Consider the following 13,339-nt stretch of genomic DNA (forward strand, 5'->3'; position numbering starts at 1 on the left):
CATGCGTTATCAGGTCGTTGGCGGGGTCCAAATCCCAGAAGCGCTGATCGCGCGCGAGGCGCAAAACCATCCGTCCGAGGCCGGAGGGCAAGCGTGGGCCGAAGCGGCGAACGCCTTGGCGGTGCGGGCGCTTCTCCTGCACCGGGCTGCGGCCCTGAACTTGAGCCCCGAGCCGGAGTTCGACGAACAGGGGAGAGAAGAGACCCCCGAGGAGGCGCTGGTCCGGGCGGTCCTCGATCAGGAGGTGGTCGCCTCTTCGCCGACGCCGGAAGAGTGCCGCAGGCTCTATGAGGCGCAAAATCACCGCTTCATGAGCCCAAGCCTAGTCGAGGCGTCGCATATTCTGGTGGCGGCGGCGGGCGATCAGCCCGACGATCTGGATGCGGCGGAAGCCCTGGCCAGGGGGCTGATCCACGAGTTGAAGACCGCGCCGCAACGGTTCTCGGACTTGGCCAGAGCCCACTCGGCGTGCCCATCGGCGGCGGCGGGCGGGTCGCTGGGACAACTGACGGAAGGCGACCTCGTCGCAGAGGTCGAACAGGCCCTGGCGCGCCTCGACCCTGGGCAGGTCGCGGCGGATCCCGTTCGCTCGCGGTTTGGTTGGCATGTCCTGCGCCTGGATCGCCGTGCGCCCGGGCAGCCCCTACCGTTCGAGCGGGTCGAGCCGGAGATCAGGCTCAATCTTGAGGGGCGGGCCTGGTCGGCGGCGGCGGCGCGATATGTGGCGGATCTGGCGGCGCAGGCCCGACAGGGCGGCCTGCTGAGCGTCGAAGAAAACACCCCAGCGCCCCAGGTGTTGTCGCTTGGCGCGCTGATCAGCGACGCCAATACAGTCAAGGGCCTTGAGGCTTGGCTTGAGGCCGCAGATCCGGCTCTGCTTGACCGGTCGCGCGCTGCGGCCGCCGAGGCGGGGCTGGACCTCACCGACTGGGTGTTGCGTCAGGCTGACACGTTTGTCCGCGAAGCCGACGATGAGGCCTGGACGCGCTTGATCTCGGCCGCGCAAGGTTCGGAAGATCCGGCCTTGGCGGGGCTGGGCGCGATCCTCAAGCGAACGCTTGTGGCCGAGCCTCGGCGGTTCACGCTGGTTCAACGCCGCGGCGGATAGGGGAGCCCATGGGACCGGTCGTCGTTCTCGCGGGAGGTCAGGGCGCGCGCCTTGGCGGCGACAAGCCCGCCCGGTGGCTCGGCGGACGGCCCTTGGTCGATTGGGCGCTTGATCGGGCCCGTCACTATGGCGGGCCGGTTGCGATCAGCGTGCGGCGGACCGGACAAGTGGCCATGTCCGATGGGTTGGAATTGCTCGACTCACCTGATCTTGAAGGGCCGCTGGCCGGGTTGGCGGCGGCGCTCGCCTTCGCGCGCGACCTGGCGGCGGCGCATGTCCTGACCCTACCCTGCGACATGCCTTGGCTGCCCGACGACCTAGCCGAGCGCCTGTCGGCGACGTTGGCCGACACCGCTGCGGCCGTGGCCTTCCCCGCGATCGCGGGCGAATCCCAAGCGGTCTGTGGCCTCTGGCGGGCAAGCTGCCTTGATCGATTGGACGCCTATGTCGCCACTGGCCGTCGATCCTTGAAGGGCTTTGGCCAGTTTGTCGGCGCAGTCGACGTCGCGTGGCGCGATGATCACGCCGACCGCTTCGTCAACATCAACCGCCTTGAAGAGCTGCAAGCGGCCGAGCGTCGGATTTCAGGCCTTGGCTGAGACCAACTACGGCCCCCAAAGCGCGGCGAGCGATGGCGCCAGACGACTGGGAAGCGCTACGCGACAGTCGCTCGCCAAAAGGCCGCGTTGGCGTGCTTCCATGAGACCGCCTTCATGAAGGCGTCGACATAGGCCCCCGCCTTGGCGCCGTAGTCCATGTGATAGGCGTGCTCGTACATGTCGAGCGCGAGCAGCGGGGCGCCGTCGGCCAGGAGCATGGTGTGGTCGGCGGCCCAGGTGTTCACCAGTCGCCCGTCCCGTCGACTCCAGGTCAACAGCACCCATCCAGACCCGCCGCCAAGCGCCTTACCCATGGCGGAGAACTCCGCCGCCCAACGATCATAGCTGCCAAAGTCGCGCTCAAGGGCCTGCGCCAGGGTGGGGCTCGCCCGCTCCGCCGGAGCCAGGCCAGCGAAGTAGACTTCATGAAGCACCATCGAGTTCCACGCGATGAGTTCTTCACGTTTGAGCCCGTTTACACGATAGCCGGGCGCGCTCGTCAGATCGAGTGAGGCCAATTCCGCCGCGATCGCCGCTAACCTATTCACGGCGCCGGTGTAGTTATTGTCGTAGTGGCTACGTAGTAATTTTTCGGACAGGCCGGGAACGGCCGCCGGATCGAAAGGCATCGGCGCCGGCGCGGGTTTGAAGCGCACCGTCGACGCGGCGTTGACGGGCGTGGCCACAAGCGCGCCTGCGCCAAGAAGGACGCCGGCGCCAAGGAGTGCGCGACGATCTGCAGTGATATTGGACATGCGTCACTTCCATTGGTCAGGCGACAACGGCGCTCGCCCTCAAGCGGCGGCGCAAGGTCGTTGTTCGATACACTAATCATGTCTTGCCCCCGCCGCCATGCAGGTGGCGTCCCAGAGTCGTGATCGGCCGCCACTTTCGGTGTCTCGGCCCAGGCGGGGTGATGAGCCCTGGCGACCGAGAGTCTTCGTGGCTCCGACCAGACCGGTCGCCTCGTTTTGGCCTTTGACGGCCATCAAGCGGCGAGGCGAACTCGCTCATTTTTGGCTGATGACACCAGATATAGTGTTTGCATGAAGCATTAATCCAACATGTGGTGTCGATATGAACGTTGCGACTATGGCGGACCATAGGGCCAAGACCTCAGAGCAACCGCCGGTCGCCGCGCGGGATTCGGTGTCGATCGAGGTCGGCGCGTCGATTGACGAATATCTCCATCGGCGCGACTGGCGCGTGAACGCCAACGCCAACCAGGGCTATTCCTTGGGCGGCTTGATCCTCAATGTCTCGGGCAAGGTGGTCGCCAACTACTGGCTGTCGGAGGTCTATCCGCCTGAGATCGGGCAAGCTCATCGGGCCGGTGATCTGCACATCCACGACCTGGATATGCTGGCGGGCTATTGCGCCGGCTGGTCGCTGCGCACCCTGCTGACCGAAGGTTTCAACGGCGTACCCGGGCGCGTGGAGTGTGGGCCAGCCAAGCATTTTTCAAGCGCCGTGGGCCAGGTGGTCAACTTCCTGGGCACGCTGCAGAACGAGTGGGCGGGCGCCCAGGCGTTCAGCTCGTTCGACACCTATATGGCGCCGTTCGTCCGCAAGGACGCCATGAGCTACGAGCAGGTGCGTCAGGGCGTTCAGGAGCTGATCTACAATCTCAACATTCCCTCGCGCTGGGGGACCCAGACCCCGTTCACCAACCTGACCTTCGACTGGATCTGCCCAGAAGACCTGCGCGAACAGACGCCGGTCATCGGCGGTGTGGACATGCCGTTCACCTATGGTGAACTGCAGGCCGAGATGGACATGATCAACCGCGCCTATATCGACGTGATGAGCCAGGGCGACGCCAAGGGGCGAGTGTTCACCTTCCCCATCCCCACCTACAACATCACCCCGGACTTTCCTTGGGAAAGCGAAAACGCCGAGCGATTGTTCGCGATGACGGCCAAGTACGGCTTGCCGTACTTCCAGAACTTCGTGAACTCCGAACTCAAGCCCAACATGATCCGGTCGATGTGCTGCCGGCTGCAGTTGGACCTTTCGGAGTTGCTCAAGCGCGGCAACGGGTTGTTTGGCAGCGCCGAGCAGACAGGCTCCTTGGGCGTCGTGACCGTCAACTGCGCGCGACTAGGCTATGTCCACCGCGGCGACGAAGCCGGACTGCTTGAGCGATTGGACGCCTTGCTGGACCTGGGGCGCGACAGCCTGGAAATCAAGCGCCGGGTGGTCCAGCAGCTGATGGATGAGGGGCTGTTCCCCTACACCGCGCGCTACCTGGGCACGCTGCGCAACCACTTCTCCACCCTGGGGGTGAACGGGCTCAACGAGATGATCCGCAACTTCACCGCCGGGACCGAGGACATCGCCACCCCGTGGGGCCGAGATTTCGCTCTGAGGGTGCTCGATCACGTGCGGGCGCGGATCGTGGCGTTCCAGGCCGAGACCGGTCACATGTACAATCTGGAAGCCACGCCGGCCGAGGGGGCGACCTATCGCTTCGCCAAGGAAGACAAGAAGCGTTTCGCCGACATTCTCCAGGCCGGGACGGCCCAGCAGCCTTACTACACCAACTCCTCGCAACTGCCGGTCGACTACACCGACGACCCCTTTGAGGCCTTGGCCCACCAGGAAGCGCTGCAGCGCAAATATACCGGCGGGACTGTCCTGCACCTCTATATGGGGTCGCGGCTGACCTCGACCGAGGCGTGCCGCAAGCTGGTGCGGCGGGCCCTGGAGGGTTTCCAGACGCCCTACATCACCATCACGCCGACCTTCTCGATCTGCCCCACACATGGCTACCTGGAAGGCGAGCATGAGTTCTGCCCGCGGTGCGACGAAGCCCTGCTGGCGCGCCGCGCCGTCCAGGCCGCCTGAATTTCCCCAACCAACCAAAAGAGGACTACGTCATGAGCCAGTTCGACACCACCCGCGCCGCCGCCCAGCTGCGTCCGGAAGACCGCCAGCGCTGCGAAGTGTGGACCCGGGTGATGGGCTATCACCGCCCTGTCAGCTCGTTCAACATCGGCAAGAAGGGCGAGCACGCCCAGCGCGTCAATTTCGTCGAGCCCCATGCCCGCGCCTAGACTCCGCGTCGGAGGTCTGGCCCGTCTATCGACCTGCGACTGGCCCGACCACCTGACGGCGACCGTCTTTCTGCAGGGATGCCCCTGGCGGTGCGGCTATTGTCACAACGCCCACCTGATCCCCGCCACGGCTGGCGAAGGTCCGCCATGGCCCGAGATCATGGCGTTCCTGGCCGGTCGTCGAGGGCTGCTGGACGGCGTGGTGTTTTCTGGCGGTGAACCGACTTTGCAATCCGAACTCGTCGGGGCGGTGCAGGCCGTGCGCGAACTGGGCTTCGCGGTCGGTCTCCATACGGCGGGTCCCTATCCCGAGCGCCTCAGCGCTGTGTTGCCGTTGCTCGATTGGGTCGGGTTCGACGTCAAGGCGCCGTTCGCTGGCTATGACGCGGTCACCGGCGTGGTCGGCAGCGGTGATCGGGCCGCCGAGAGCCTAAGGCGGCTCCTGGCCAGCGGCGTCGACTACGAGATCCGCACCACGGTGCATCCCGATTTGCTGGGCGCTGAGGATCTTGATCGCCTGGCCCGTCAACTGCAGGCCCTGGGTGTTCGACGCTATGTGACCCAAGCCTTTCGCGCCCAAGGGTGCGCCGATCCGGATCTGGCTGCGACGAAAGGCCCTTCTGCGGTTCTGTCGGCCGACCGCGCGGCCGCCTTCGCCCATCACGCCGCGCGGTAGCCGGGCTCTGTTCTAAACCCATTCAGAGCAGTCTTTGATCTGATCGCCCATCATGGTGGTCGCGCGCCGCTCTAAAGGCGTCGGCGCCACAGCAAGGGACCATAGGCCAGCGCGAACCCGCCATAGGCCAGGCTCCAGAACAGCGCGGCGGCGGCCCACAGCGGCGGCGCGTAGGCCGGCGTCAGCGCCGCGATGATCCGGGTCACCGCCGCCAAATTGATCGCGACAAAAAGAGCCACCGTCGTCCGGTCAGCCGTCAACGCCCGGCCGCAGTGACCCAGGCTGGCGCGGCTCATGACGGCCAGGCACGTGACGCCTACAGCGCCGGCCGTCAGGGCGTGAACGCCGGCCGGACCCGGCACGGTCTGGGGCCAGACGAGGCTAGCGCCGAGCAAGCCCAAGCCAAAGCCCAGCCAGGCGTGGCTAAGATGGAGAATAGATAGCAGGGGCTCGGTCAGAGTCTGCAGGCCGCACCAGCGGGTTAGCCGATAGAGACAGAGCGCGCCGGCGATCATCAGCGTCACGCCGACGGGTGGCGAGCGCGGCGCCAGGGTCCAGGCGACCATGGCTAGAGCGGTCGCGGTGAGGGCGAGCCGGTCGACGGTCGAAAACGTCTTGGGCAGGACCGCGGCCTTTCGCTGCCGAAGCCAGTTGGTCGTGAAGCTTGGTGTGATCCGTCCGCCGATCAGGGCAAGAAGAATGCTGGCGGCGGCCATGGCCAGCCGCGCGCCCAGGCCGCCAAGGCCAAGGGCGGCGTCGAGGTGGAAGGCGATGTTGGCCAGGGCGAGCAGGCTCGTCATCAGGCAGACGGGCAGGTTGCGCCAGTTACGGCCAGCGGTCACCTCGCGCCAGACTACTGCGGAGAACGTCAACAGGAACAGGCTGTCGACCAGCGGCGCGAGAACGCCGATCATCGGCTGTAGCAGCATGGCCGCACGACCAAGAAGCCATAGGGTCCAGAGCGCGCCCAGCGGCGCGCCGATCACCGGCATCCGTCCGGTCCAATTGGGTACGGCCGTGGTCAAGAACCCCGCGACGATCGCCGGCAGGAAGCCGAACAGCATCTCATGGACGTGCCAGTCGAGGCTTCCCACCACGCTAGGGCCGCCCATGAGACCCCAGATCCACAACGGCGTCGCCAGGGCCGACCAGGCCGCGCCGAAGAAGAAGAACGGCCGGAAGCCGTGGCTCAGGATCGCAGGACCGGTGTAGGCGCGGCGTTGTTGGGCTGTCGACATCACGTTCCTCGACGCAGAAGGCGCGCATCGTCTAACCGGCATGAGCGCGGCTATCCTTGAGCCGCGACAAGAACCACACCGTTGGCCTGAGGCAGCCGGCGACAGGGGCTAGGCCAGGCCCAGGCCTCGGGCGATCAGGTTCCGTTGGATCTCGCTGGTTCCCGAATAGATGGTGTTGGCGCGACTGGCCCAATACCGCGCGCTGGCCTCGCGACCCGCCGCCCCCACTCCCCGGTGACCATCCGGCGTTTCGGGCCATTGTCCGACGGCGCCGAACGGGCCGGCGGCTTCAAGGCCCAAGGCGGCGATGTCCTGGCGAAGTTCGCTACCCACCAGTTTGAGCATGGACGGGGCCAGATCGTCGCCGGCCCGTGGCTTTCCTCCCGGCAAGAGGCGCATTTCGAGCTGCTCGAAGGCTTCCAGGTCGATGGCGAGCCTTGCCAAACGGGGCGCGTGTTCGGGCGCGGTGGCGAGCGTGCGGACCTGTTGCAGCGCGCGTCGAACCGACGCTGCGGGGGTGTTGTTTGAGCGCGCCAACTGCATCAAGCGCTTGGCCATGCGCCAGCCTTCGCCTTCTGCGCCGACGCGCTGGTCGACCGGGACCGGCGTGTCGTCGAAAAATACGTGATTGAACTCATGTTCACCTCCCAGGCCGGGGATCGGGACCACGGTGACTCCGGGGCTGGCCATGTCGACGAGCAGGAAGGTCAAACCGTTGCGCCCGGCGTCGTTGGGTCCGGTTCGCGCCAGCATGAACATACGGTTGGCCAGATGAGCGCCCGTCGTCCAGATCTTCTGTCCGTTCAGGCGGTAGTGTTCGCCGGAGCGATAGGCTCGGCTCTGGATCGCCGCGAGATCCGAACCCGCTCCGGGCTCTGAGAAGCCTTGGCACCAGAGATCTTCGCCCGCGAGAATCGCAGGAAGGTAGCGTGCGCGCTGCGCCTGCGAGCCCTGTTCGATCAACAGCGGACCAAGACTACGGACGCCGGCGGCGAAGAGCAGAGGGGCGTCGTTGAGCACGCACTCCCGATCAAAGAGAAACCGCTGCAGGGCGTTCCAGCCCGCGCCGCCAAACGCTTGAGGCCAAGCGGGCGCGGCCCATCCGCGTGCGCGCAATCGGCGCTGCCAAACACGTCCTGCGTCGATATCGGAGAAGAGGCCCACGGTTCGACGGCCGGCAGCACGTAGGTCCTCAGTGAGCTGCTCGGCCAGAAACGCCCGAACCTCGCCCAGGAAAGCCTCGGGGCCGGGTGTTTGAAAGCCGCTGCGCGTCGACATGTCCGCCTCACTGGATGGTCGCGTCTTTGGACCGCAAGGCCTTTGAATCGCTTTGGATGGTTCCATCCCAAGCCAAAGGACCCCAGGGCGCGGGTTGCGCCACCGGCGTATGGAATGGGATCGACGGGACGGCGTCCTTGTCGCAACGCAAACCTTGACCCGAAAGGGACAAGTCATGTGGCGGGACGCGCCGTCGTTCCCGCTCAGCCGGTTAGACCCCGCTTCACATCGATCCGGCCAGGGTCGTCAAACGATCCAGATCGCAGATGACGATGCGGCGGCGTCCGCCGCCGATCAGGCCAGCCTCGTCCCAGGCGGCGAGCGTCCGGCTAACAGTATGAAGCGTCGAGCCCGCCATTTCCGCCAACTCCTGACGCGTGACGGGAAAATCGATCTCCAGGCCGCTGCTGGTCTTGCGCCCCGCATGGCCCGCCAGCCGGAGAAGAATGCGCGCGATCCGTCGCTCGACGCGTTCGCTCGACAGGTCGCTGACGCGCTCTTGAAGCTCAAACAAGCGTTGACCGGCCGTCGCCGCCGATCCCATGGCGATGGCCGGGTAGCGGGTCATCAGATCGCGCATGACGGTTACGGGCCAGTAGATCTCAAGACTTTCCACCACCGCGACCGCGTCGGCCGGAAACGGGCGTCCCATCAACGCCGCGACAGTGCCGTAGGTTTCTCCAGGACCGATGAAACGGATCACAGAGAGCGCGCCGTCGGCGCGCGCCTGGACGATCTTGACCCGCCCATCCAGAAGAGTGTGGCACGTAACGCCCGGATCACCCTGTCCAAAGACGATGCGGCCCGGCGCAAGCGCGCGGACCATGCCCGATCGCGTCACGACCTCTCTCGCGTCGTGATCCAGACTGGCGAACATGTCCGCGTCGGTTAGCGCGTGAGCATCGAGAGTGTGGGCCATGACCAGACACGATGGAACAAGCCCGCACGCTACGCCGCTCGCCAGGCCATGAACATCCGGGTCGCTACCTAAAGGCGCCTCCAAGCGCAGCTCTCACGACGGGGGGCCAAGATATTGGGTCCAACCTTGTCGATGAACAACGTCGCCTGTCGCGCTTTCAGGTGAGGGTGACGCATTGCTCTCGACCCACCGACGACTGGGTCGACCTCCCAACCCCCGTCCCGACGCTCGCTGTTGCGTTTGGGCGACTTGGCCGGATGCTGACGCATCCGGCCATTTTGTTGGTCGAGGCGCAGGAGTATTTTCCGATAGGTGTGAGGCGGCCACCAGAAAAAGCTATAAATATCTGAATAGACTATCTTTTTCATCCGAATATGATGGGCTCGAACAGATCGGAAAGGGCGCTAACGCATCCTCTGTGAACGCCGGATTTAGCCAAAGCGGCGGAAGAGATCGTTGTTCTCAAGATGCATGTGGTCACGCAGATCGGCGTCGATTTCCGCGCAAAGGGCGTAGAGCGCCCGCCACGTGTTGCACGCGCCGTCGGGAGGGGTGAAGTCGTTAGTCAACCGAGCCAGTCCGTGAAGCTGTTCGACAACGTCTTCATGCTCATGCGTCATGCAGGCGATCGGACCGCTCAGTGGGCTTTGACCCCGGCGCATCATCGGAAACAGCCCCATCTCTTCTTTTTGGTGGTGGGCCTCCAACTCGTCGAACATGTGAGCAAGATGCTGCGACAAGCCTGTCGGACAGGCGGGATGATCGCGGTGCACGGCCTCGACCCGGGTCGCCAATCGGATGGCTTCGGGAAACTGCCAACGATGGACGTCATGATAGCGCTCAAGGAGGTGATCGATGAGGGCGTTGGTGTCAGCGGGCGGCTTGGTCGTCCCCGGTGCGAGCGCTTCGATCGCTTCGACGACGGCGTCGACCGCCACGCCGCGCTTGGCGGCCGCCGTCTCAAGCGTCGCGCCGCCGCCGCAACAATAATCGATCTTGAAGCGCCGAAACACGGCGGTCGACCCAGGGCGACCAACCGCGATGTCTCGAACGGTGAGGCGGGCCAAGGGGGAGAGGGTGGTGGTCGTCATGCTGGTCTCCTTTGCGCTGTCCCTAGGCGCACAGCCGCCGCCGGACTTTGCGCCACCGCAATCTGCGCGCCCAGTTGGCGGGGTTGATCGCGTTTGACGCAGGTCCAGCTTGGTCTTGAGTCTCGTCATTCTCCGGGCCTGGCATGTGGCCTAAACTCTGGACGGCAAATCAGCACGCGTCGAAATTGATGCGCGGCAAAGTCCCATGCGCTGGCGCGGCGCAGTATCGGCCCCCTATGTCGGCCGCTCACCGGCGGCTGATCCAGCCGGTGGTCTCGCCGTATCGCTTGTTTGGGGCCCAGCTCATGTTGCTCAAGCCTGCCGACCGTCTTCGGCTGCGGCGGTTGCCGTTGTTTGCAACGGCCACGGAAGACACCTTCGCGCGACTGGCGCGCGCGGCCTTTCTGCAACGATTCACCGGCAACGTCCTTTTGACGGCGGAGGGGGAGCTCAACGATTTCCTCTTTGTGCTGATGGAAGGGGCGGTGGAGCTTGAGGGCACCTGGCACGATCGCGATACGACCTTGGCGGTCTTGCGTCCGCTCTCCACGTTCGTTCTGGCCTCGGCGATGCTGCAGCTGCCCGCGCTGATGACGGCGCGAACGATCGAGCCTAGCCAAGTCCTCATGATTCCGGGCGAGCCGTTTCGTGACGCCGTACGGGCGGACTCGGCCCTAGGGTTCGCGGTCGCTGAAGAACTCTCGGGTTGTTACAGCGGGGTCGTGCGGGTTTTGAAGGGCATCAAGTTGCGGGGCGCACAAGAGCGGTTGGCCAATTTCCTGGTCGTCCAGCAGCGCCGGCAAGGTGGCGGGCAGACCCTGCAACTTCCCTATCCCAAGCGGGTCCTGGCCTCGCTGCTTGGCATGACGCCCGAGAACCTGTCGCGGGCGTTTTCGGCCCTCGCAGCCTTAGGTGTGGAGGTTAAGGGCGCCACGGTGCGCCTTACCCGGCCCGAGGCGTTGTTGGCCTTGGCGCGGCCCGACGCTCTCATCGATGATCAGGGCGATGCGACTGCCGAAGCCAACGGACGCGCGGACCGCGAGCGGAGCAGCTTTACTGGCGCCGAGCACGACGCGTCCTCGATTTGACGCCTCTCTCTTGGGGGCGAAGCCTGGGCGGTTGAGCCATCGCAAGGACGCTTGCGCACCATCCATCTGGCGCTCGTCCCGCTGCTGCTTCCAGGGCTGTCGGTGATGCCCGAGGCGCGCATGGTTTGATCGGGAGTGTCTCATGCGAAATCATAGCCTCACTGTCCTTGCGGGGATTGGCGCGGCCGCCGTGGCGGCGCCGGCTCTGGCTGGCGAGGCGTCGACCGGAACGCTCATCTTGGACGCCCGCGCGCGCCTCGAGCATTTTGATACAACAAGCGCCGACGCCACGGCCGGCAGTGTTCGGGTGCGTCTGGGTTGGAAACAGCCGCTGGCCAAGGGGCTGACGGGGCTTGTCGAACTGGAAGCCGTCGGCGCGCCCATCGACGACTATGCCGACGGCGTTCACCCCTCCCCCGGGCGGGCTGTTATCCCAGATCCCGAGATCCTGGAGCTCAATCGTGCGAGCCTGACCTGGGAGCCTTCCCGGCGCTTGGGCGCAGAGATCGGCCGCCAGCGCATCATTCTCGGCAACTCCCGGTACGTCGGCAATATCGGCTGGCGGGAGAATGAGCAGACATTCGACGGGGTCAGGTTTTGGGCCAAACCCAACCCAGGCGTCACGGTCACCTATGCCTATGTCAGTCGCGTAAACCGGCCCCTGGGGACCAAGTCGCCGCAAGGCGTATGGCGCGGTGACGTCCATCTGGCGCAGATCGAGACAGATCTTGGCGCTATCGGCAAGGCCAGTGTGTTTGCTCTGCTGACGGATTTCGACAACGCCGCGTCACAGTCCACGCAAACCCTCGGGGCTCGCCTAGCGGGCGCGCGGGCGATCCGTCCAGGCCTGAGCGCGACCTGGGAACTGGAGCATGCGCGTCAGGGCGATCATGGCGCCAATCCGCAGCGCTTCTCGGTCAATTATGATCAGGCTTCGATTGGATTGAAGACGGCCCAAACTCAAGCCGCGCTCGTCGTGGAGCGACTGGAGGGAGACGGCGTGCACGCCTTCCAAACGCCACTGGGGTCGCTGCACGGCTTCCAGGGACGGTCCGATGTCATTGGCGCAACGCCCGGCGTCGGCGTTCGTGACGTGTTTTTGCGCGGCGCGCGCAGTTTCCGCACCAAGGTCCCCGTCAAGCTGAGCGGTGAACTGCATCAGTTCAACACCACGGTGGGAGACGATCGCCTGGGCCGCGAGGTCGACATCGTGATCGCCGCGCCGGTCGCCAAGGGCTGGTCGCTTGAAGCGGGGCTGGCCCGGTTCGACAGTGCGGCCCGCCTGTACCCCGACGCGACGCGGGCCTGGCTGAGCCTGGAGTTCAAGCTTTAGGGGGCAAGCGGCTCAGCAGATCATCGGGTGGCGCAGGCCCAGGCCATCAGTCCGGCCTTGGTGGGGCGGCGCAGGGTTGTGACATTGGAAAAGCCTGCCGTCGTCAGCAGGGTCTCGACCTCAGCGATCGGACGAATGGCGTAGACCGACGCTGGGAAGTCCCGCGCGAAATTTGGATCCTCGCCGGGACGAAAGCCGATCACCAGCCGCCCGCCGGGGGCCAGGACGCGGTGGATTTCAGCCAGATCCTGCTCCGGGCGCGGCCAGAAGTAGATCGTGTGGACCGCCAGCACCTTGTCGAAACTGGCGGCGGGAAAGGGCAGCTGATCGCTGGACCCTGGAATCAACTCCATCCGGCCCTCGCGCAGGAGGCGAGCGTTTCGCCCGCGCGCGATCCTTAGCATCACATCCGAAGGATCGATTCCCGCCAGGCGCCCGGCGGTGATGCGTTTGGCCGCCGTCGCCAGTGTCCGGCCATGGCCAAATCCGATCTCAAGCAGCCGATCTGCGGGCTGCAGATCCAGCTGGTCCAGCGCGACCAGATTGGCTCCCTGTGTCTCGCGCGCCATGATCCGGCCGACGATGTGGCCAAGCCAGCCGCTGGGCAGGCGGCCTTGTCGCGCAAGGCTCTCGGAACGCTTCATGAGTGGTCTCCTCAACGCGTGATCACAGATCCACAACAGCACGGCATGCGTCTCGTCGATTTCAGAATCAGCCAGCCTTTTCCATGGACCTATCTGCGTTCGGCGCCGGTGGGCCGGTCTTGGCCGGGTTTGGCCCACCGGCGCGCCGCCTGGCGCGGGACGCCGAAAGGGGGATCCGGCTTCGGTGCGAGCCACGCTATAAGTGTTTGATTTAGCGCCTCGTTATCGCGTCAAAGCGATTCGGTTTTGACGCGCGAGGCTCTTGCGTAGATCGCTCGGTCTTCCTTGTTCCCGCGCAACGACTGATCG

The 13,339-nt window shown here is 65.3% G+C and carries 13 protein-coding genes; 7 read left to right on the forward strand and 6 right to left on the reverse strand.

Annotation, left to right across the window (positions count from 1 at the left end; genetic code table 11):
- Position 1 precedes the first annotated feature (1 nt).
- Together CSW63_RS03760 and CSW63_RS03765 are read left to right on the forward strand one after the other, a co-directional pair.
- Positions 2-1,108, forward strand: a complete 1,107-nt coding sequence (locus CSW63_RS03760) for a peptidylprolyl isomerase (RefSeq protein ID WP_062094496.1) — start codon at positions 2-4, stop codon at positions 1,106-1,108.
- An 8-nt stretch (positions 1,109-1,116) separates the two neighbouring features.
- Positions 1,117-1,707 (forward strand): molybdenum cofactor guanylyltransferase, encoded by a 591-nt coding sequence (locus CSW63_RS03765; RefSeq protein WP_062094498.1) that lies wholly within the window; start codon positions 1,117-1,119, stop codon positions 1,705-1,707.
- A gap of 56 nt (positions 1,708-1,763) precedes the next feature.
- Here CSW63_RS03765 and CSW63_RS03770 read toward each other — a convergent pair whose 3' ends face one another.
- Positions 1,764-2,462 carry a superoxide dismutase gene (locus CSW63_RS03770; protein WP_082749387.1) on the reverse strand — a complete coding sequence of 233 codons (699 nt, stop codon included), beginning with the start codon at positions 2,460-2,462 and terminating at the stop codon, positions 1,764-1,766.
- Positions 2,463-2,799: 337 nt separating this feature from the next.
- Here CSW63_RS03770 and CSW63_RS03775 point away from each other — a divergent pair, with 337 nt between their 5' ends.
- From CSW63_RS03775 to CSW63_RS03785, 3 genes are read left to right on the forward strand one after another with little or no spacing between them, the layout of a single operon-like run.
- Positions 2,800-4,554 carry a ribonucleoside triphosphate reductase gene (locus CSW63_RS03775; protein WP_062094499.1) on the forward strand — a complete coding sequence of 585 codons (1,755 nt, stop codon included), beginning with the start codon at positions 2,800-2,802 and terminating at the stop codon, positions 4,552-4,554.
- Positions 4,555-4,586: 32 nt separating this feature from the next.
- Positions 4,587-4,763: an anaerobic ribonucleoside-triphosphate reductase gene (nrdD, locus tag CSW63_RS03780; protein WP_062094500.1), complete on the forward strand. Its 177-nt coding sequence runs from the start codon at positions 4,587-4,589 to the stop codon at positions 4,761-4,763.
- Positions 4,750-5,439 (forward strand): anaerobic ribonucleoside-triphosphate reductase activating protein, encoded by a 690-nt coding sequence (locus CSW63_RS03785; RefSeq protein WP_062094502.1) that lies wholly within the window; start codon positions 4,750-4,752, stop codon positions 5,437-5,439. Before nrdD ends, CSW63_RS03785 begins: the two co-directional genes overlap by 14 nt.
- A gap of 71 nt (positions 5,440-5,510) precedes the next feature.
- Here the strand turns inward: CSW63_RS03785 and CSW63_RS03790 are convergent, their stop codons facing one another.
- The 4 genes from CSW63_RS03790 to CSW63_RS03805 all read right to left on the reverse strand — a co-directional run bounded on the left by CSW63_RS03790 (position 5,511) and on the right by CSW63_RS03805 (position 9,965).
- Positions 5,511-6,677, reverse strand: coding sequence for an NnrS family protein (locus CSW63_RS03790; RefSeq protein WP_062094503.1), 1,167 nt, complete (start codon positions 6,675-6,677; stop codon positions 5,511-5,513).
- 108 nt (positions 6,678-6,785) lie between these two features.
- The gene (locus CSW63_RS03795) at positions 6,786-7,955 is read right to left on the reverse strand and encodes an acyl-CoA dehydrogenase family protein (protein WP_062094505.1); all 1,170 of its coding nucleotides are present in this window, start codon (positions 7,953-7,955) and stop codon (positions 6,786-6,788) included.
- Positions 7,956-8,178: 223 nt separating this feature from the next.
- Entirely contained in the window at positions 8,179-8,874 is a 696-nt protein-coding gene (locus CSW63_RS03800) for a Crp/Fnr family transcriptional regulator (protein WP_062094507.1), read from the reverse strand.
- A gap of 431 nt (positions 8,875-9,305) precedes the next feature.
- Positions 9,306-9,965 carry a DUF542 domain-containing protein gene (locus CSW63_RS03805; protein WP_062094509.1) on the reverse strand — a complete coding sequence of 220 codons (660 nt, stop codon included), beginning with the start codon at positions 9,963-9,965 and terminating at the stop codon, positions 9,306-9,308.
- A gap of 236 nt (positions 9,966-10,201) precedes the next feature.
- Between CSW63_RS03805 and CSW63_RS03810 the strand changes: the two genes are divergently transcribed.
- Positions 10,202-11,053 (forward strand): helix-turn-helix domain-containing protein, encoded by an 852-nt coding sequence (locus CSW63_RS03810; RefSeq protein WP_231737347.1) that lies wholly within the window; start codon positions 10,202-10,204, stop codon positions 11,051-11,053.
- A 142-nt stretch (positions 11,054-11,195) separates the two neighbouring features.
- Positions 11,196-12,386: a hypothetical protein gene (locus CSW63_RS03815; protein ID WP_062094511.1), complete on the forward strand. Its 1,191-nt coding sequence runs from the start codon at positions 11,196-11,198 to the stop codon at positions 12,384-12,386.
- A 20-nt stretch (positions 12,387-12,406) separates the two neighbouring features.
- Here CSW63_RS03815 and CSW63_RS03820 read toward each other — a convergent pair whose 3' ends face one another.
- On the reverse strand, positions 12,407-13,030 hold the full coding sequence (locus CSW63_RS03820) for a class I SAM-dependent methyltransferase (protein WP_062094513.1): 624 nt from the start codon (positions 13,028-13,030) through the stop codon (positions 12,407-12,409).
- Positions 13,031-13,339: the final 309 nt, after the last annotated feature.

It is taken from the genome of Caulobacter sp. FWC26 (assembly GCF_002742645.2).
Lineage (GTDB): Bacteria > Pseudomonadota > Alphaproteobacteria > Caulobacterales > Caulobacteraceae > Caulobacter.